Origin of the sequence: Rahnella sp. RcJ3 (assembly GCF_009498575.1) — a bacterium.
GTDB lineage: Bacteria > Pseudomonadota > Gammaproteobacteria > Enterobacterales > Enterobacteriaceae > Rahnella > Rahnella aceris.
Genome location: NZ_QSNX01000035.1, coordinates 1 through 18,864, shown reverse-complemented (window position 1 = coordinate 18,864; position 18,864 = coordinate 1). Strand labels below are relative to the sequence as shown.

Genomic DNA, 18,864 nt, shown 5'->3' with positions numbered 1-18,864 from the left:
CCGTGAAAGACTTACTAAAGTTTCTGAAAGCGCAAACTAAGACCGAAGAGTTTGATGCGATCAAAATTGCTCTGGCATCGCCAGACATGATCCGTTCTTGGTCTTTTGGTGAAGTTAAGAAGCCAGAAACCATTAACTACCGTACGTTCAAACCAGAACGTGACGGCCTTTTCTGTGCCCGTATTTTCGGACCAGTAAAAGACTACGAATGCCTGTGCGGTAAGTACAAGCGTTTAAAACATCGCGGCGTGATCTGCGAGAAGTGCGGCGTTGAAGTGACCCAGACTAAAGTACGCCGTGAGCGTATGGGCCACATCGAACTGGCTTCCCCGACTGCACACATCTGGTTCCTGAAATCGCTGCCATCGCGCATCGGTTTGCTGCTGGATATGCCACTGCGTGACATCGAACGTGTTCTGTACTTCGAATCCTATGTGGTTATCGAAGGCGGCATGACTAACCTCGAAAAACGCCAGATCCTGACTGAAGAGCAGTATCTGGATGCGTTGGAAGAGTTTGGTGATGAGTTCGACGCGAAGATGGGTGCGGAAGCAATTCAGGCTCTGTTGAAAAACATGGACCTGGAAGCAGAGTGCGAGCAACTGCGTGAAGAGTTGAACGAAACCAACTCCGAAACCAAACGTAAGAAGCTGACCAAGCGTATCAAGCTGCTGGAAGCGTTCGTTCAGTCTGGTAACAAACCAGAGTGGATGATCCTGACTGTGCTGCCGGTACTGCCGCCAGACTTGCGTCCATTGGTTCCGTTGGACGGCGGCCGTTTCGCAACGTCAGATCTGAACGATCTGTATCGTCGCGTTATCAACCGTAACAACCGTCTGAAACGCCTGCTGGATCTGGCTGCGCCAGACATCATCGTACGTAACGAAAAACGTATGCTGCAAGAAGCGGTAGATGCTTTGCTGGATAACGGCCGTCGCGGTCGTGCAATCACCGGCTCTAACAAGCGTCCGCTGAAATCTCTGGCAGACATGATTAAAGGTAAACAGGGTCGTTTCCGTCAGAACCTGCTGGGTAAACGTGTCGACTACTCGGGTCGTTCCGTTATCACCGTAGGTCCATACCTGCGTCTGCACCAGTGTGGTCTGCCGAAGAAAATGGCACTGGAACTGTTCAAACCGTTCATTTACGGCAAGCTGGAACTGCGTGGCCTGGCCACCACCATCAAAGCCGCTAAGAAAATGGTTGAGCGCGAAGAAGCTGTCGTTTGGGATATCCTGGACGAAGTTATCCGCGAACACCCGGTACTGCTGAACCGTGCACCAACCCTGCACCGTTTGGGTATCCAGGCGTTTGAACCGGTTCTGATCGAAGGTAAAGCAATCCAGCTGCACCCGCTGGTTTGTGCGGCATATAACGCCGACTTCGATGGTGACCAGATGGCTGTTCACGTACCGTTGACGCTGGAAGCCCAGCTGGAAGCGCGTGCGTTGATGATGTCTACCAACAACATCCTGTCACCTGCGAACGGCGAGCCAATCATCGTTCCTTCTCAGGACGTTGTATTGGGTCTGTACTATATGACCCGTGACTGTGTTAACGCCAAAGGCGAAGGCATGGTTCTGACCGGTCCTAAAGAAGCTGAGCGTATTTATCGCGGCGGTCTGGCCTCTCTGCATGCGCGTGTCAAAGTGCGTATCACCGAAGAGATCAAAAATACCGAAGGCGAAGTTACGCACAAGACGTCGATTATCGACACGACTGTCGGTCGCGCCATCCTGTGGATGATCGTGCCAAAAGGTCTGCCGTTCTCGATCGTCAACCAGCCTCTGGGCAAAAAAGCTATCTCCAAAATGCTGAACACCTGTTACCGCATTTTGGGCCTGAAGCCGACCGTTATTTTTGCTGACCAGATCATGTACACCGGTTTTGCTTACGCTGCCCGTTCAGGCGCGTCAGTAGGTATCGATGACATGGTAATCCCTGCGAAGAAAGCAGAGATCATCGAAGAAGCAGAAACCGAAGTTGCTGAAATCCAGGAACAGTTCCAGTCTGGTCTGGTCACTGCTGGCGAACGCTATAACAAAGTGATCGACATCTGGGCTGCGGCCAACGAACGTGTTGCTAAGGCAATGATGGAAAACTTGTCTGTTGAAGACGTCGTCAACCGTGACGGTGTTGTTGAACAGCAGGTTTCCTTCAACAGTATCTTTATGATGGCCGACTCCGGTGCGCGTGGTTCTGCTGCACAGATTCGTCAGCTGGCTGGTATGCGTGGCCTGATGGCGAAACCAGATGGTTCCATCATTGAAACGCCAATCACCGCGAACTTCCGTGAAGGTCTGAACGTACTCCAGTACTTCATCTCTACTCACGGTGCTCGTAAAGGTTTGGCGGATACCGCACTGAAAACGGCTAACTCCGGTTATCTGACCCGTCGTCTGGTTGACGTGGCACAGGATCTGGTCGTGACCGAAGACGACTGTGGTACTCACGAAGGCATCATGATGACTCCTGTCATCGAAGGTGGCGACGTTAAAGAACCACTGCGCGAACGTGTGCTGGGTCGTGTGACTGCAGAAGATATCCTCAAGCCGGGTACGGCGGATATCCTGGTTCCACGTAACACCCTGCTTCACGAGAAGACGTGTGATCTGTTAGAAGAGAACTCTGTCGACAGTGTGAAAGTACGTTCAGTCGTAAGTTGCGAAACCGACTTTGGTGTGTGTGCAAACTGCTACGGTCGCGACCTGGCACGTGGTCACATCATCAACAAAGGTGAAGCGATCGGTGTTATTGCAGCACAGTCCATCGGTGAGCCGGGTACCCAGCTGACGATGCGTACGTTCCACATCGGTGGTGCAGCATCTCGTGCGGCAGCAGAATCCAGCATTCAGGTTAAGAACACCGGTACCATTAAGCTGAGCAACCACAAGCATGTTAGCAACTCTAACGGCAAACTGGTTATCACTTCCCGTAACACTGAGCTGAAATTGATCGACGAATTCGGTCGTACCAAAGAAAGCTATAAAGTGCCTTACGGTTCCGTGATGGGCAAAGGTGATGGTGCATCTGTTAACGGCGGCGAAACCGTGGCTAACTGGGATCCGCACACAATGCCAGTTATCAGTGAAGTGAGTGGTTTCATTCGCTTTGCCGATATGGTGGATACTCAGACCATTACCCGCCAGACCGACGACCTGACCGGTTTGTCTTCTCTGGTGGTTCTGGACTCTGCAGAGCGTACCGGTAGCGGTAAAGATCTGCGTCCTGCACTGAAAATCGTTGATGCTAAAGGCGACGACGTATTGATCCCAGGTACTGATATGCCTGCTCAATACTTCCTGCCAGGTAAAGCGATTGTTCAGCTGGAAGATGGTACTCAGATCCACTCTGGTGACACCCTGGCGCGTATTCCTCAGGAATCCGGCGGTACCAAGGACATCACCGGTGGTCTGCCACGCGTTGCTGATCTGTTCGAAGCACGTCGTCCGAAAGAGCCTGCAATCCTTGCTGAAATCAGCGGGATCATCTCCTTCGGTAAAGAAACCAAAGGCAAACGTCGTCTGGTAATTTCTCCGTTGGATGGCAGCGATGCTTACGAAGAAATGATTCCTAAATGGCGTCAGCTGAACGTGTTCGAAGGCGAAGTTGTGGAACGTGGTGACGTCGTATCTGACGGCCCTGAGTCTCCGCACGACATTCTGCGTTTACGTGGTGTTCACGCGGTTACCCGCTACATCACCAACGAAGTGCAGGAAGTTTACCGTCTGCAAGGCGTTAAGATTAACGATAAACACATCGAAGTTATCGTTCGTCAGATGTTGCGTAAAGGCACCATCGTTAGCGCTGGTGGCACTGACTTCCTGGAAGGCGAGCAGGCAGAAATGTCCCGCGTTAAAATCGCTAACCGCCAGCTGGAAGCTGAAGGCAAAATCACGGCGACCTTTACCCGTGATCTGCTCGGTATCACCAAAGCCTCTTTGGCGACCGAATCCTTCATCTCTGCAGCGTCGTTCCAGGAAACCACGCGCGTTCTTACCGAAGCCGCTGTTGCGGGTAAACGTGATGAACTGCGTGGCCTGAAAGAGAACGTTATCGTTGGCCGTCTGATCCCAGCCGGTACCGGTTACGCTTATCACCAGGATCGTGCACGCCGTAAAGCACAAGGCGAAGTGCCAGTTGTACCGCAAGTCAGCGCGGATGAAGCAACGGCTAACCTGGCTGAACTGCTGAACGCAGGTTTCGGTAACAGCGACGATTAATCGTCTTCTGTCGAAACGCATAGAACCGCTCCTTCGGGAGCGGTTTTTTTTTGCCTGAAGTGTGCGAGTTGAAACGATCTGAAAAGAGGAGCCGGAACAGGGAACTGGACGATAACCTGTTCCGGCTATTTGGAAGCAGCGCCGGGATGAGTGGCGCCGGCCAGTTGCGAATATGCAGTGGCAAAAGCACATTAATGCTCCTGGCCTGCTGGTGCGAGGGGCAAAATTACTTTATGGAATCTGCATTCCTGAGAGTTTACTTGTTTGCCATCCGGCGACATTTTCCTGCGAGACGCGCCCCAAAAAACTGTCCCAGTCTTTCCAGACCGGTTGCAGCCCGGCTCGGGTCAATGCGTTCGCTACGTGCTGAGGTGAACGGTTGTCGTGCGGTGCAAATTGTTCAAGTTCAGGATGATTATCGGCATAGCCACCGGGCTGTGTTTTAGATCCTGCACTGACAGTGTTGATCGCCAGCGGAATAACGTGATCCCGGAAATAGGGGGATTCGCGTGTCGACAGTGAGAGCTCGACATCCGGCGCGAGCATTCTGAAAGCGCAAATCAGTTGTAACAGCTGATTTTCTTCCAGCAGGGAAGCCGGTTCGATGCCACCGGTACAAGGTCGCAGTCTTGGAAACGCCACCGAATAGCGACTTTGCCAGTAGGTTTGTTGCAGATACAACAAATGTTCGGCCACCATATAGCTGTCAGTCCTCCAGTTGCCAGAAAGTCCGAACAGCGCCCCCAAACCGATTTTGTCGATTCCCGCACGCCCGAGCCGGTCTGGTGTTTCCAGCCGCCAGAAGAAATCCTGTTTCTGTCCGCGAAGATGATGCAAAGCATAGGTAGGCGCGTGATAGGTTTCCTGATAAACCAGCACGCCATCCAGCCCCAGCGTTTTCAGCTCAGCATATTCTTCCTGTTGCAGCGGCTGAACCTCAATCATCAGTGAATCGAAATGGCTTCTGATCGCGGGGAAATGACGGCGGAAATAGTCCATGCCGACCTTTCCCTTATGTTCGCCGGTGACCAGCAACAGATGTTTGAAACCCAGCGCATTCAGCGCTTCGCATTCCCGCCTGATTTCATCTTCGTCCAGCGTTTTACGTTTGATTTTATTGCTCATCGAAAAGCCGCAATACGTACATTCGTTGGCGCAAAGATTGGATAAATACAATGGCGCGAAGAAATTCACCGTATTGCCGAATCGCTGGCGCGTGAGTTGTTGCGCGCGTTGCGCCATCGGTTCCAGGTAAGGCAGCGCGGCGGGAGAAATCAATGCCATGAAATCTTCACGACTGATTTTGTTGCGGCTGAGCGCCTGTTCGACATCACGGGATGTTTTGCTATTGATACGCAGTGAAATATCATCCCAGTCCAGCGTTGACCACACATCTGTGAAGTTATTCATGACAACACCTGCGAGGTATTGAGGAAACCGGTCAGCGGGCTGGATGCGCTGGCGTGTCGTTGTCTGCCGCCTAATCCGCTTTGACGGGCGATAATCCCGGCCTGAACGGCCAGCCTGAATGCCGTTGCCATAGCAACCGGATCACCTGCGACAGCAATCGCCGTATTGACCAGCACGGCATCGGCCCCCATTTCCAGCGCTTCAGCGGCCTGGCTTGGTGCACCAATGCCAGCATCAACAACGACCGGAATGCGAGCCTGCTCGATGATGATTTGCAGAAAATCACGGGTTTGCAGCCCCTGATTGGAACCGATCGGCGCACCCAGCGGCATGACGGCGGCGCAGCCCGCTTCTTCCAGACGTTTACACAGCACCGGATCTGCGCTGCAATACGGCAAAACAACAAATCCCTGTTTCACCAGAATCTCTGCGGCTTTCAATGTTTCAACGGCATCGGGCAGCAGATATTTTACGTCGGGATGAATTTCAAGTTTCACCCAGTTTGTGCCCAGTGCTTCTCTTGCCAGTTGTGCGGCAAATACTGCCTCTTCAGCTGTTTTAGCGCCCGATGTATTGGGCAGCAAACGGATGCCGAGCTGTTGCAGAGGAGACAGAATATCATCACCTCCGCGACGCAGATCGATGCGTTTCATCGCCATAGTCACCAGCTGAGAGCCAGATGCTTCAAGCGCCTGTTGCATCAACGCCGGACTGGCGAATTTTCCTGTTCCGGTAAAAAGGTGCGACGTGAATGTGGTATCAGCAATTTTTAACATGTCAGCCTCCGGCTATCGCCTGAAAGAGCAAGATCTCATCACCGTCTTCCAGTAAATGAGCTGGCCAGTTATCACGGGGGATAATGACCTGGTTAACCGCCAGTGCGCTGCCTGCAGGGTTTAACGCCAGCAAATTGAGCAGGTTTAGTAACGTGAGCGGTTGACTGAATTGGTGTGGTTCATCATTGACCAGAATGTTCACACGTGGCCTCCGCAGATGGCACAGGCAGATGAACGCGTGAGTTGCAGTGAACGCCAGTTTTGCGTTTTTCCATCGAACAGACGTAATTTGCCGCTCAGTACAGAAGGCATACCAGCCAGAATCTTCAGCGCTTCCAGTGCCTGCAATGTACCAATGGTACCGACCACCGGGCCGAGCACGCCGGATGTACGGCAGTTGCGCTGTACGGTTTCCTGATCCGGATATAAACAGGCGTAACAACCGTGAGCGTAAGGGGCTTCAATAACCAGAAGTTGTCCGCTGAATCCGACGGCGCTGCCGCTGATCAAGGTTTTACCGGCATCCACACAAACTTTATTAACTGCATGCCGGGTTTCCATGTTATCGCTGCAATCCAGAACGATATCGGCGTCCGATACGGCACGGGTCAATGCTTCTCCCGACAGACGTTCCGTGATGGCCACGGCTTCGCAAAGCGGATTCAGGCGCAGCAGTTCACGCTTTGCCAGAACGGCTTTGGGCTGATCGAGATCTGCCGTACGGTAGAGGATTTGCCGCTGAAGATTGGTGATATGCAATTGATCGTCATCGGCCAGAATCAGCTTACCTACGCCTGCTGCTGCCAGGTACAAGGCTGCGGGAGAGCCGAGGCCACCAAGGCCGACAATCAGTACTTTCGCCGCCTGTAATTTTTCCTGTGCCAGCGGACCGAATTCCTCCAGCATCAACTGGCGGCTGTAGCGCATAAAAGCCGCATCGTTAAGCATCTTGCGGCACCTTGCTGGCGCATAAGGCCAGCAGTTGTGCCGTCGCTGCACGCCAGTCCGCCGCCTGAGTAATGGCACTGACGACGGCTATACTGCCGACGCCGCAGTCGAGAACCGACGCCGCGCGGTCGATGCTGATCCCACCAATGGCCACCGTCGGAAAGCTGCCATCGAGCTTCTTAACATGTCGGGTGAGTTCTGCCAGCCCTTGCGGCGCCGAAGGCATATCTTTGGTCTGCGTCGGGAAGATATGGCCGAGGGCGATGTACGAAGGATTCACCGCGACAGCGCGTGCCATTTCAGCATCGTCATGCGTGGAAACGCCCAGCCGTAAGCCGGCCTGACGGATAGCCTCAAGATCGGCAGTATCCAGATCTTCCTGACCCAAATGCACCCCATACGCCTGATGCTTGACCGCCAGACGCCAGTAATCGTTGATGAATAACCGGGCCTGATATTTTTTACCGAGCGCGATGGCATCAATAATTGCTGGCTCGGCTTGCTCATCAGGCAAATCTTTCACACGCAGTTGCAGTGTTTTAACGCCCGCGTCCAGCAGACGGGCAATCCATTCCACGGTATCAACGACCGGATATAAACCGAGGTGGAATGGAACGGCAGGAAAGGATTGAGAGGACGGATTCATTTGCTGCTCTCCGAACTGAGGTTATCGGCCGGGTGATAAAGCTCACCGCCGCGCGAACGGAATTCGGCAGACATCTGCGCCATACCGGATTCAACGAGTTCTATTGGCTGGGCTTTGGCTTCAAGCGCAGCGGCGTAATCGCGAACTTCCTGAGTGATTTTCATCGAGCAGAATTTCGGGCCACACATCGAGCAGAAGTGTGCAACTTTGCCGGATTCCTGCGGCAGCGTTTCATCGTGGTAGGCGCGTGCCGTTGCCGGATCGAGAGCCAGATTAAACTGATCTTCCCAGCGGAATTCGAAACGCGCTTTTGACATGGCGTTATCGCGGATTTGGGCACCCGGATGGCCTTTGGCTAAATCGGCAGCGTGTGCTGCGATTTTGTAGGTAATCAAACCCTGCTTAACGTCTTCTTTGTTCGGCAGGCCCAGATGCTCTTTCGGCGTGACATAACAGAGCATGGCGCAGCCAAACCAGCCAATCATCGCGGCGCCAATACCGGACGTAAAGTGATCGTAACCCGGCGCGATATCGGTAGTCAGCGGACCAAGGGTATAGAACGGGGCTTCGTGACAATGCTCGAGTTCTTCGGTCATGTTGCGGCGGATCATCTGCATCGGCACATGTCCCGGACCTTCGATCATCACCTGAACATCGTATTCCCAGGCAATTTTGGTCAGTTCGCCCAGCGTGCGTAATTCGGCGAATTGTGCTTCGTCATTGGCATCCTGAATCGAACCCGGACGCAGGCCGTCGCCCAATGAAAGCGAGACATCATAGGCGGCGCAGATTTCACAGATCTTGCGGAAATGCTCAAACAGGAAGCTTTCGCGATGATGTGACAGACACCATTTCGCCATGATCGAACCGCCGCGCGACACGATCCCGGTCAGGCGTTTGGCGGTCATCGGCACATAACGCAGCAACACACCGGCGTGAATGGTGAAGTAATCGACGCCTTGCTCGGCCTGTTCAAGCAATGTATCGCGGAATATTTCCCAGTTCAGATCTTCGGCCACACCGTTCACTTTTTCCAGGGCCTGATAAATCGGCACGGTGCCGATCGGTACCGGACTGTTACGCAGGATCCATTCACGGGTTTCATGTATATAACGTCCGGTGGAGAGATCCATTACGGTGTCCGCGCCCCAGCGTGTCGACCACACCAGTTTCTCCACTTCTTCTTCGATGGAAGATGTCACCGCCGAGTTGCCGATATTAGCGTTCACTTTCACCAGGAAATTACGCCCGATGATCATCGGCTCTGATTCAGGGTGGTTAATGTTGGCGGGAATAATCGCGCGCCCGGCTGCCACTTCCTGTCGCACAAACTCTGCAGTGATACTGGCGGGCAGATGCGCGCCAAAGCTTTCGCCGGGATGTTGCTGGCGCAGAACCTCGCCGCGGATCCGTTCACGCCCCATATTTTCGCGAATGGCGATAAATTCCATCTCAGGTGTGATGATGCCTTTGCGGGCGTAATGCAGTTGCGTGACATTTTTACCCGCAATGGCTTTGCGCGGGCGCGGCAGGTGTTCGAAGCGGAGGTGGTCCAGCCCGTCATCCGCCAGCCGCTGCTGAGTAAAACCGGAACTGACCTGTGAAAGTTCCTGCGTGTCCGCACGCTCGTTTATCCAGCGGGCGCGTAATTTTCCCAGACCGGTATGCACGTCGATAACTGCCGCCGGATCACCGTAAGGTCCGGCGGTGTCGTAAACAGGAATTGCTTCGTTTTCTTCGAACTGCGGATTGTCTTTGCCGCCGCCGACCAGCGTCGGGCTGAGCTGGATTTCACGCATCGGCACGCGGATATCTTCGCGGTCAGCTTCAAGATAAATACGCCGGGAGTTGGGGAAAGCTTCGCCCTGCAAGCTGTCGATAAACGATTGTGCCTGCGCGCGTTGTTCACGGCGATTTGACGGTTTCTTTTCAGAAATAACGGGTTTTTGGGTACTCGACATAGCAAATTCCTCGCAAAAAAACGTGATGGAAAATTGCTTGTCAGGAGGTTTACGGCAGGAGTAAAAATGGGCGGTGCAGCACGGGCGGCCTTATGCAGGCAGATGCCTGATTGCGCTGAACGCATAACATTACTCTTGTTCCCTTCGCGGGTACTAACCCGATCAGGTTCCGCGGATCCCGAATTAACGGTCTCAGCCTGGCGTAATTCTCAACAGAAAATTATGCGCTAGGCACTCCGACAAGAAGCCTCAATATAGGAGGCGTTTTTTTAAACTACAAGTAAAACCATAACCCTGAGCAGGGTTTTATTGTGGCAACGTGTTAAGCCGGTCTGGCGAGATCAGGTTCATTTTCCGAAGGTGGCACACTCTCCGGGGCTGGCTCAAAAGCCATGATAATTAATTGATCTTCCAGTTGAAAACGGGCATCTAATGCCTCACCGATATCCGATAATGCATAGTGAAACGCGAAAGCATTGTCATCGTCAATATCAGTTTCTGTGTAACTGTCATGGAAAGCCATGATAGCTTCAGTATTCAGCTCCAGAGCAGGGTAGATTTTTGCCGCCTGTACTTTTTTCGGGCTGCCTGCGCCATCGACTTCTTCAATGATGCGTGGATAGAGATGAAAATGCCCGGCAGAAAGATAGTCGACCAGATGATGGCAAAAACTGTCCAGCGCCTTTTCATTCAAAGGTGTATGTTTTTCTTTATTGGGTTTCAGACCGACGAAAGTGCAGTACGAAACCAGCAGTTCTTTGCGTGCGTGCAGCCATTGATCCACTAACTCATTACTGCCACCAACGCGTTGGGTCAGTCTTTCCAGACGATTTAGCATGGTTGACTCCGTGAGCGACAAAAAAAGTAACCAAAAGTTACTAATATGTAAATATCTTACTCAGATTGTCAGTCCCGACGAGGTTATGCAACAACAATTATGGAATTACAGATTACTGAGCAACACAACGGTTGGTGGATCATCAGCCAGGAAGGCAAGCTATGGCTGCCTGAGGGTGAACTGCCGTTTGGCAGCGCCGCACAATTTTCTCTGACCGGTAAAACAGCGCGGCAGATCGGCGAATGGCAGGGCGAACCTGTCTGGCTGGTTCGTCAGACGATGCCAAACCATATGGTTTCCGCCCGTCAGTTGCTGGATCAGGATCGCGGATTATTCCAGTTGGTCGGGCGTGGTGTGCAGTTGTCAGAATTTTACCGTTCTCACAAGTTTTGTGGTTACTGCGGACATGAAATGCACGTCAGCAAAACCGAGTGGGCTGCACTCTGCGGGCACTGTCGCGAACGCTATTATCCGCAGATTGCGCCCTGCATCATTGTGGCTATCCGTAAGGGGGATGAGATTTTGCTTGCGCAGCATGTCCGCCATCGTAATGGTATTCACACGGTTCTGGCGGGTTTCGTGGAAGTCGGAGAAACGCTGGAAGAAACTGTGGCACGTGAAGTGATGGAAGAAAGTAACATCCGGGTGAAAAATGTCCGTTACATCAGTTCCCAGCCCTGGCCGTTCCCCAATTCGCTGATGATGGCATTTATGGCGGATTACGACAGTGGCGACATACAACATGACCCGAAAGAGTTGCTTAACGCGAATTGGTATCGCTTTGATGCATTGCCGCAGTTGCCACCGCCCGGGACGATTGCGCGCCGCCTGATTGAAGACACCGTTGCCCTTTGTCGTGCCGAACACGAAGAGTAGAGGCGATTTTACGTGATAGAATGCTGTCAGATGATTGTCGGGCGGCCCGAATACTGAAGGAAAGAGCAAGAATGAATGAGTTGAAAAACGACCGCTACCTGCGTGCTTTGTTACGTCAGCCAGTGGACATTACACCGGTCTGGATGATGCGTCAGGCTGGTCGTTATTTGCCGGAGTACAAAGCAACCCGCGCTGAAGCCGGTGATTTTATGTCGCTGTGCAAGAATGCCGAGCTGGCCTGTGAAGTGACTTTGCAGCCGCTTCGTCGCTATCCGCTGGATGCGGCGATCCTGTTCTCTGACATCCTGACCATTCCTGATGCGATGGGGCTGGGGCTCTATTTTGAAGCCGGTGAAGGCCCGCGTTTTTCTTCACCACTGACGAATCGTGCCGATGTCGAAAAACTGCCGGTTCCGGATCCTGAAATGGAACTCGGGTATGTCATGAATGCCGTGCGTACCATCCGTAAAAACCTGCAAGGTGAAGTGCCGCTTATCGGTTTCTCCGGCAGCCCGTGGACGCTGGCGACGTATATGGTAGAAGGGGGCAGCAGTAAAGCCTTCACCAAAATCAAAAAGATGATGTACGCCGATCCGGCGACTATGCATCTGTTACTCGATAAAGTGGCAGACAGCGTCATTCTTTACCTTAATGCACAGATCAAAGCTGGCGCCCAGTCTGTGATGATTTTTGACACCTGGGGCGGCGTGTTGACTCCTCGCGATTACCGCGAATTCTCCCTGAACTATATGCACAAAATTGTTGATGGTCTGATCCGTGAAAACGAAGGACGTCGTGTGCCGGTGACTCTGTTTACCAAAGGCGGTGGTCAGTGGCTGGAAGCGATGGCCGCAACGGGGTGCGACGCGCTGGGTCTGGACTGGACCACCGATATTGCCGATGCACGCCGTCGTGTGGGTGACAAAGTCGCGATTCAGGGCAACATGGATCCTTCAATGTTGTATGCCTCGCCAGTGCGTATAGAACAGGAAGTGGAGACCATTCTGGCCGGTTTCGGCAAAGGCAATGGTCATGTGTTCAATCTGGGCCACGGCATTCATCAGGATGTCCCGCCGGAAAATGCGGGTGCCTTTGTGGAAGCGGTGCATAGCCTGTCCCGGCAATATCACGAGTGAAATCCCGGTATGATCGATACCCGTGCTTTACGTGAAGAACAACGGATCCTCGCAGATCAGATCGAACTGCAGGATCCGCCAGGATTTACCACTCCCGCGTTGATCGCGGGAGTGGATGTCGGTTTCGAACAGGGCGGTGAGGTGACACGTGCGGCGGTGGCTGTTTTGCGCTACCCAACGCTGGAACTGGTGGAATATCAGATTGCCCGCATTCCCACTGTTATGCCATACATTCCCGGTTTCCTTTCCTTCCGCGAACTTCCCGCACTGCTGCAAGCCTGGCAGCAACTCTCATTGCAGCCTGATTTGGTTTTTGTCGACGGGCAAGGGATCGCGCATCCGCGCCGTCTCGGCGTTGCCAGTCACTTTGGTCTGATGATCGACGTGCCGACGATTGGTGTGGCGAAAAGTCGTCTATGCGGTCAGTTCCTGCCATTAGGCGATGAACTACACAGCCGCCAGGCGCTGTACGAAGGGGATGAACAGATTGGCTGGGTGTGGCGCAGCAAGCTACGCTGTAATCCATTATTCATCTCACCCGGTAATCGTATCAGCATGGATTCATCGTTTTATTGGGTCGAACAGTGCATAAGGCAATATCGTCTGCCGGAGCCTACCCGTTGGGCGGATGCTGTGGCATCAAACCGGGCGGCGTTTCAACGCTGGCAACGGTTGAGTGATGATCTTTAGGAATCAAGGAATAGGGATATTGATTTATTTCAGGTAAACTCCCGCGCAGAAAAGTTAACGAGATCAACTCATGTTACGTAATCCAATTCATTTACGTCTCGAAAAGCTGGAAAGCTGGCAACACGTGACGTTTATGGCGAGCTTGTGTGAACGCATGTATCCGAACTATCAGGCATTTTGCCTGGAAACCGGGTTTGGCGAACCACAGCTTTACCGCCGCATCCTGGATTTAATTTGGGAAACGCTGGTGGTAAAAGACGCCAAGGTCAATTTTGACTCACAGCTCGAAAAACTGGAGGAAGCGGTGCCTTCTTCTGATGATTACGACATCTATGGGGTTTATCCGGCCATTGATGCGTGTATTGCATTAGGCGAACTGATTCATTCGCGTCTGAGTGGCGAAACGCTGTCTCACGCGGTTGCCGTCAGTGAGACGTCAATTCGTACTGTCGCGATGCTGGAAATGACTCAGGCCGGGAAAGAAATGACCGATGAAGAACTCAAAGTCATTCCTGCCGTTGAAGAAGAATGGGACATCCAATGGGAGATTTTTCGCCTGTTGGCTGACTGTGAGGAGCGTGACCTGGAATTAATAAAAGGGTTACGTTCTGACCTGCGTGAAGCTGCTGTCAGTAACATTGGCATAAATTTAGCGCAATAAGGCAAGAAAACGTGATTTAACGCCTGATTTGTCGTGCCTTAAGGCTTCACATCCGCACCCTGTCTGGTCTACATTTGGGGGGCGTAAAAAAAGTGGCTATCGGTGCGTGTATGCAGGAGGGTGCTGTCAATCGGCATATCCGTCGCACTTGATGCTTTGCAAACGATAAACACACTGTAAAGGATAACTTATGAACAAGACTCAACTGATTGATGTAATTGCGGACAAAGCTGATCTTTCCAAAGCACAGGCCAAAGTTGCTCTTGAATCTACCCTGTCTGCTATTACCGAGTCTCTGAAAGAAGGTGATGCTGTACAATTAGTTGGTTTCGGGACTTTCAAGGTAAATCATCGTAACGAGCGTACTGGTCGTAACCCACAGACTGGTAAAGAAATCAAAATCGCAGCTGCAAACGTGCCTGCGTTCGTTTCTGGTAAAGCTCTGAAAGACGCTGTTAAGTAATTGCTTGCAGTGAAAAGAATAAGCGGGGGGGCCTTTAAGGCCCTTCAGTTTATCACCCCCGGACTGGTAGCAGGTTTACTGGTGCTCGGTCTGGTGGGTTGCAGTTCTAAAAAAGGCCCTGAGTTATTCTTTGCCAGCGGCTATGTCGCTGATCAAGGTATCAACCGGCTCTGGCGCGAAGACAGCGCACAGCACGAGCCTCAAACCATTCTCAACGTCTATAGCCCCTATTACGGCGGCGATACAATTATTACCCGATACGAATTCCAGCAGGGGCAATTGCACCTGATTAAAGAAACCCATGCGACTAAAACTGATTTGGGTGTCATGCTGCGTTTTGACGAGGGTGGCAACGTTAGCTTTATGCAGCGACAACTCCCTGAGCGCCGCGAGAAGTTATCGTCAGACGAAATCGAACGCTATAAATATGAAGCGTCAAAAATCCTCGATCTGAGCAATGCGCTGCGGGCAGGGAATGTCAGGCTGGTCCAGGCACGCTGGCGCAAAGGGTTAATAACGACCTGCGCAGGTGAGCAGGTGACGCCGGCACTGACTGTCCGTTCACAGGTCTGGCTGGCGAAACGGGCCAGCCGAAGTAATGATAATCTGGGCTTAGCCTGGCTGACGGCTCCGCAAGGCAACGAACTGTTGCTGGTCGCCAATGAAGATTTCTGTAAATGGGAACCAAAAGAGTCTGATCTCTGATCCCGTTTTCACTATTGAAAAGGCACGCCGAAGCGTAATGCCGGTCACTTAAGCATTTTTATGAATACAAATTCATTTTTGTGCTTCAAAGGATAATGAAGGAATCAGGCTTATAGCGCTATTTTTCTTCATCGAAGGCCCAAATTCACGGGCCTCATTTCCTTAAGTGACCGGCATTACGCCGAAGCGTGCCTTTTTTGATCGTCGGGTGAGATGTAATTACTGATTACGTTCGCGGTCGATGGCGCGATAACCGATGTCTTTGCGGCAGAAACTACCTTCCCAATGAATGTCTTTCGCTAAATCATAAGCGCGTGCCTGGGCTGCTTCCACCGTTTTACCCAATGCCGTCACACATAACACGCGACCGCCATTAGTGACCACACGTTCATCCTGCAAACGGGTCCCGGCGTGGAAGACTTTACCATCCGGCACTTCTTCCAGCGGCAGGCCATGAATAACGTCTCCGGTTTTATAATCAGCAGGATAGCCACCGGCTGCGAGCACGACACCCAGAGACGGGCGCGGATCCCACTCAGATGTTTTATCACCCAGACGACCTTCAGCACCGGCCAGGCATAAATCCACAAGATCAGAACGCAGACGTAACATGATCGGCTGAGTTTCCGGATCGCCGAAACGGCAGTTGAACTCGATCACTTTCGGCTGGCCGTCGGCTGAAATCATCAGACCGGCATACAGGAAACCGGTATAAGTGTTATTTTCCGCCGCCATACCGCGAACAGTCGGCCAGATGACCTGATCCATCACGCGTTGATGGATTTCATCGGTTACGACCGGCGCCGGAGAATAGGCTCCCATGCCGCCCGTGTTCGGACCGCTGTCGCCGTCACCCACGCGTTTGTGATCCTGACTGGTCGCCATCGGTAACACATTGCTGCCGTCGACCATGACGATGAAACTGGCTTCTTCGCCATCGAGGAATTCCTCGATAACAATGCGATGACCTGCATCACCGAAAGCATTTCCCGCCAGCATGTCGTGAACGGCGTCTTCCGCTTCTTTCAACGTCATCGCAACAATGACGCCTTTACCTGCTGCCAGACCATCGGCTTTGATGACTATCGGTGTGCCTTTGCTGCGCAGATAAGCCAGGGCGGGTTCGATTTCGGTGAAGTTCTGATAATCGGCACTTGGGATGTTATGGCGAGCCAGAAAATCCTTAGTGAAGGCTTTAGAACCTTCCAGTTGCGCGGCTTCCTGCGTCGGGCCAAAAATTTTCAGACCGGCTGCACGGAAAGCATCAACCACGCCAATCACCAGCGGCGCTTCAGGGCCAACAATGGTCAGGCCGATGTCATGACTTTTAGCGAAAGCCACCAAACCGGCGATATCCGTTGCGGCGATATCAACGTTTTCCAGTAACGGTTCCAGCGCGGTACCGGCGTTGCCTGGTGCAACAAAGACTTTATCAGCCAAAGGTGACTGCGATGCCTTCCATGCCAGTGCATGTTCACGCCCGCCGTTACCGATAATTAAAATATTCATTCGAAGACTCCGGTGAGCGGGCGCAACGCACCCGCTAAAAGAAAATTAATGACGGAAGTGGCGCATGTCGGTGAACAGCATCGCAATGCCGTGTTCGTTTGCCGCGGCGATCACTTCATCGTCACGGATAGAACCGCCTGGCTGGATAACACAGGTAATACCTACCGCTGCCGCAGCGTCGATACCGTCGCGGAACGGGAAGAAGGCATCAGAAGCCATTACGGAACCGGCTACTTCCAGGCCTTCGTCAGCGGCTTTAATACCGGCAATTTTAGCGGAGTAAACGCGGCTCATCTGGCCTGCGCCGATACCGATGGTCATTTTGTCTCGGGCATACACAATGGCGTTGGATTTGACGAATTTTGCGACTTTCCAGCAGAACAGGGCATCTGTCAGTTCCTGCTCTGTCGGCTGGCGCTCGGATACCACACGCAGATCAGCGGTATCAACCATACCCAAATCGCGATCCTGAACCAGCAGGCCGCCGTTAACACGTTTGAAGTCGAGCGCTTTCTGGCGACCTTCCCATTGTCCGCAGGTCAGTACACGAACGTTTTGTTTCGCGGCGGTGAGTGTCAGTGCCTCGGCACTTACCGATGGTGCGATGATCACTTCCACAAACTGACGGCTGATGATCGCTTTTGCCGTTTCAGCATCCAGTTCACGGTTGAAGGCGATAATGCCGCCGAAAGCTGAGGTCGGGTCAGTCTGATAGGCGCGTTCATAAGCTGCCAGTATGCTGTCGCCGATAGCAACGCCGCAAGGGTTGGCGTGTTTGACAATGACGCAGGCCGGTTCAGCAAACTCTTTCACACATTCCAGAGCCGCATCGGTATCCGCAATGTTGTTATAGGAAAGTGCTTTGCCCTGCAGCTGGGTAGAAGTGGCAACCGAAGCTTCGCTGACGTTCTCTTCTATATAGAAGGCAGCGTTCTGATGGCTGTTCTCGCCATAACGCATATCTTGTTTCTTTATATAGCTGAGATTCAGTGTGCGCGGGAACTGGCCGGAAGCCGATTCAGTATCACCGTGGTAAGCCGGAACCATCGTGCCAAAGTAGTTAGCAATCATGCCGTCGTAAGAGGCGGTGTGTTCAAAGGCTTTAATCGCCAGGTTGAAACGAGTCGCCAGCGTCAGCGAGCTGTTGTTGGCATCCATCTCTTCAATAATAGAAGCGTAATCGCTGCTCTTTACTACGATCGCCACATCTTTATGGTTCTTCGCTGCCGAGCGAACCATGGTAGGGCCGCCGATATCAATGTTTTCTACCGCATCTTCCAGTGAACAATCTGGACGTGCGACGGTTTGTGCGAACGGATAAAGGTTAACGACCACCATGTCGATTGGCGCAATGGAATGTTGTGCCATGATTTCATCATCTTTCCCGCGACGACCGAGGATGCCACCGTGAACTTTCGGGTGCAGGGTTTTGACGCGTCCATCCATCATTTCCGGGAAGCCGGTGTAGTCAGAGACTTCAGTGACTGGCAGGCCGGCTTTCGCCAACAGGCTGGCGGTGCCGCCAGTGGAAAGTAATTCAACGCCACGCGAAGACAGAGCCTGGGCGAATTCTACGATACCGGCTTTGTCAGAAACACTGAGCAGGGCACGGCGGATTGGACGAGATTGTTGCATGGTGGTTATATCCTTGGCTTTGGAGTCGCAGTAAAGAGCGTTATCTGAATTCAATGACGCTTTTCTTCTCTTTATATAGAGCAATTTGCAGAAAAACGCGGGATTGAGCTTGGATAACTTCCCTTCGGCGACTGACTTTTCATTTATTACCCCTAAAGGGCAGTGAAAACTGACGCGCGAAATTGTAGCGAAAACGATTGCGCGACGCTCGCAAAATTTGAGATTCCTGTGCCTCTGTGGATAAATCTGTGCAAAACACGGTATAAGCAGTGGGTTTGCTGTGTAATGCAGCAAACGGTGTTTTTTCTTAAAATTAGCCCTTGCGGCCTGCTGAGAACTCCCTATAATGCCGCTCCATCGACAGGGAACAACGTGAACAACATCACG

General features: G+C 52.5%; 16 protein-coding genes and 1 riboswitch. Of the genes, 7 read left to right on the top strand and 9 right to left on the bottom strand.

Going from position 1 to position 18,864, the window contains the following annotated elements:
* Nucleotides 1–2 precede the first annotated feature (2 nt).
* A complete protein-coding gene (gene rpoC, locus DXU84_RS24235) occupies nucleotides 3–4,223 on the top strand; it encodes a DNA-directed RNA polymerase subunit beta' (protein WP_013577408.1) in 4,221 nt (1,406 codons plus the stop codon).
* 231 nt (nucleotides 4,224–4,454) lie between these two features.
* Here the strand turns inward: rpoC and thiH are convergent, their stop codons facing one another.
* The 7 genes from thiH to DXU84_RS24200 all read right to left on the bottom strand — a co-directional run bounded on the left by thiH (nucleotide 4,455) and on the right by DXU84_RS24200 (nucleotide 10,802).
* Nucleotides 4,455–5,633, bottom strand: a complete 1,179-nt coding sequence (gene thiH / locus DXU84_RS24230; RefSeq protein WP_013577407.1) for a 2-iminoacetate synthase ThiH — start codon at nucleotides 5,631–5,633, stop codon at nucleotides 4,455–4,457.
* Nucleotides 5,630–6,409, bottom strand: coding sequence for a thiazole synthase (locus DXU84_RS24225; protein ID WP_013577406.1), 780 nt, complete (start codon nucleotides 6,407–6,409; stop codon nucleotides 5,630–5,632). The genes thiH and DXU84_RS24225 overlap by 4 nt, the downstream gene beginning before the upstream one ends.
* Nucleotide 6,410: 1 nt before the next feature.
* A complete protein-coding gene (thiS, locus tag DXU84_RS24220; RefSeq protein ID WP_037035715.1) occupies nucleotides 6,411–6,611 on the bottom strand; it encodes a sulfur carrier protein ThiS in 201 nt (66 codons plus the stop codon).
* On the bottom strand, nucleotides 6,608–7,357 hold the full coding sequence (locus DXU84_RS24215; RefSeq protein ID WP_013577404.1) for a HesA/MoeB/ThiF family protein: 750 nt from the start codon (nucleotides 7,355–7,357) through the stop codon (nucleotides 6,608–6,610). The genes thiS and DXU84_RS24215 overlap by 4 nt, the downstream gene beginning before the upstream one ends.
* The gene (thiE, locus tag DXU84_RS24210) at nucleotides 7,350–8,003 is read right to left on the bottom strand and encodes a thiamine phosphate synthase (protein WP_013577403.1); all 654 of its coding nucleotides are present in this window, start codon (nucleotides 8,001–8,003) and stop codon (nucleotides 7,350–7,352) included. Before thiE ends, DXU84_RS24215 begins: the two co-directional genes overlap by 8 nt.
* Complete coding sequence (gene thiC / locus DXU84_RS24205; RefSeq protein ID WP_153376798.1) at nucleotides 8,000–9,964, bottom strand: phosphomethylpyrimidine synthase ThiC; 1,965 nt, start codon at nucleotides 9,962–9,964, stop codon at nucleotides 8,000–8,002. The genes thiE and thiC overlap by 4 nt, the downstream gene beginning before the upstream one ends.
* Nucleotides 9,965–10,086: 122 nt before the next feature.
* Nucleotides 10,087–10,213: riboswitch (TPP riboswitch) on the bottom strand.
* A 73-nt stretch (nucleotides 10,214–10,286) separates the two neighbouring features.
* Complete coding sequence (locus tag DXU84_RS24200; protein ID WP_013577401.1) at nucleotides 10,287–10,802, bottom strand: Rsd/AlgQ family anti-sigma factor; 516 nt, start codon at nucleotides 10,800–10,802, stop codon at nucleotides 10,287–10,289.
* Between the two features lie 99 nt (nucleotides 10,803–10,901).
* Between DXU84_RS24200 and nudC the strand changes: the two genes are divergently transcribed.
* From nudC to DXU84_RS24170, 6 genes are all read left to right on the top strand, one after another.
* Nucleotides 10,902–11,678: an NAD(+) diphosphatase gene (gene nudC, locus DXU84_RS24195; RefSeq protein WP_013577400.1), complete on the top strand. Its 777-nt coding sequence runs from the start codon at nucleotides 10,902–10,904 to the stop codon at nucleotides 11,676–11,678.
* 71 nt (nucleotides 11,679–11,749) lie between these two features.
* Nucleotides 11,750–12,814, top strand: coding sequence for a uroporphyrinogen decarboxylase (gene hemE / locus DXU84_RS24190; RefSeq protein ID WP_013577399.1), 1,065 nt, complete (start codon nucleotides 11,750–11,752; stop codon nucleotides 12,812–12,814).
* Between the two features lie 9 nt (nucleotides 12,815–12,823).
* Complete coding sequence (gene nfi / locus DXU84_RS24185; RefSeq protein ID WP_037035724.1) at nucleotides 12,824–13,504, top strand: deoxyribonuclease V; 681 nt, start codon at nucleotides 12,824–12,826, stop codon at nucleotides 13,502–13,504.
* A gap of 70 nt (nucleotides 13,505–13,574) precedes the next feature.
* Entirely contained in the window at nucleotides 13,575–14,165 is a 591-nt protein-coding gene (locus DXU84_RS24180) for a YjaG family protein (RefSeq protein WP_013577397.1), read from the top strand.
* Nucleotides 14,166–14,355: 190 nt separating this feature from the next.
* A complete protein-coding gene (hupA, locus tag DXU84_RS24175; protein WP_013577396.1) occupies nucleotides 14,356–14,628 on the top strand; it encodes a nucleoid-associated protein HU-alpha in 273 nt (90 codons plus the stop codon).
* An 18-nt stretch (nucleotides 14,629–14,646) separates the two neighbouring features.
* On the top strand, nucleotides 14,647–15,333 hold the full coding sequence (locus DXU84_RS24170) for a DUF1481 domain-containing protein (RefSeq protein WP_370447469.1): 687 nt from the start codon (nucleotides 14,647–14,649) through the stop codon (nucleotides 15,331–15,333).
* A gap of 219 nt (nucleotides 15,334–15,552) precedes the next feature.
* Here DXU84_RS24170 and purD read toward each other — a convergent pair whose 3' ends face one another.
* Entirely contained in the window at nucleotides 15,553–16,842 is a 1,290-nt protein-coding gene (gene purD / locus DXU84_RS24165; protein WP_153376796.1) for a phosphoribosylamine--glycine ligase, read from the bottom strand.
* Nucleotides 16,843–16,887: 45 nt separating this feature from the next.
* Nucleotides 16,888–18,477, bottom strand: coding sequence for a bifunctional phosphoribosylaminoimidazolecarboxamide formyltransferase/IMP cyclohydrolase (gene purH / locus DXU84_RS24160; RefSeq protein WP_013577393.1), 1,590 nt, complete (start codon nucleotides 18,475–18,477; stop codon nucleotides 16,888–16,890).
* Nucleotides 18,478–18,864: the final 387 nt, after the last annotated feature.

Excerpts from the sequence above, each read along its gene's own strand:
- thiH (WP_013577407.1), bottom strand. The coding sequence starts at position 5,633 with ATGAATAACTTCACAGATGTGTGGTCAACGCTGGACTGGGATGATATT.
- DXU84_RS24225 (WP_013577406.1), bottom strand. The coding sequence starts at position 6,409 with ATGTTAAAAATTGCTGATACCACATTCACGTCGCACCTTTTTACCGGA.
- DXU84_RS24215 (WP_013577404.1), bottom strand. The coding sequence starts at position 7,357 with ATGCTTAACGATGCGGCTTTTATGCGCTACAGCCGCCAGTTGATGCTG.
- thiE (WP_013577403.1), bottom strand. The coding sequence starts at position 8,003 with ATGAATCCGTCCTCTCAATCCTTTCCTGCCGTTCCATTCCACCTCGGT.
- thiC (WP_153376798.1), bottom strand. The coding sequence starts at position 9,964 with ATGTCGAGTACCCAAAAACCCGTTATTTCTGAAAAGAAACCGTCAAAT.
- DXU84_RS24200 (WP_013577401.1), bottom strand. The coding sequence starts at position 10,802 with ATGCTAAATCGTCTGGAAAGACTGACCCAACGCGTTGGTGGCAGTAAT.
- nudC (WP_013577400.1), top strand. The coding sequence starts at position 10,902 with ATGGAATTACAGATTACTGAGCAACACAACGGTTGGTGGATCATCAGC.
- hemE (WP_013577399.1), top strand. The coding sequence starts at position 11,750 with ATGAATGAGTTGAAAAACGACCGCTACCTGCGTGCTTTGTTACGTCAG.
- nfi (WP_037035724.1), top strand. The coding sequence starts at position 12,824 with ATGATCGATACCCGTGCTTTACGTGAAGAACAACGGATCCTCGCAGAT.
- DXU84_RS24180 (WP_013577397.1), top strand. The coding sequence starts at position 13,575 with ATGTTACGTAATCCAATTCATTTACGTCTCGAAAAGCTGGAAAGCTGG.
- hupA (WP_013577396.1), top strand. The coding sequence starts at position 14,356 with ATGAACAAGACTCAACTGATTGATGTAATTGCGGACAAAGCTGATCTT.
- purD (WP_153376796.1), bottom strand. The coding sequence starts at position 16,842 with ATGAATATTTTAATTATCGGTAACGGCGGGCGTGAACATGCACTGGCA.
- purH (WP_013577393.1), bottom strand. The coding sequence starts at position 18,477 with ATGCAACAATCTCGTCCAATCCGCCGTGCCCTGCTCAGTGTTTCTGAC.